The 241-nt window shown below is 41.1% G+C and carries 1 pseudogene; it reads left to right on the top strand.

Annotation, left to right across the window (positions count from 1 at the left end):
* Window positions 1–241 (top strand): annotated as a pseudogene (locus tag A3739_RS29680) (FAD-containing monooxygenase EthA); the annotation flags it as partial.

The raw sequence follows: 241 nt of genomic DNA, 5'->3' as shown, positions 1-241 counted from the left end.
ATCTAATTCTTGAATCGCGCCAACGGTCTGGCGGCACATGGGACTTGTTTAAGTATCCAGGCATTCGTTCTGATTCTGATTTATTCACCTTTGGATATGAGTTCAAACCTTGGGAAGATAAAAAAGTCATTGCTGATGGTCAGGATATTCTCAAATACATTCGTGAAACGGCATCCGAAAATAAAATCGACCAACATATTCGCTACGGTCGAAAAGTATTAAGCGCCAATTGGAGCTCACA

The sequence above is a fragment of the Oleiphilus sp. HI0067 genome, assembly GCF_001635735.1.
This window is presented reverse-complemented; position numbering and strand designations above follow the sequence as displayed.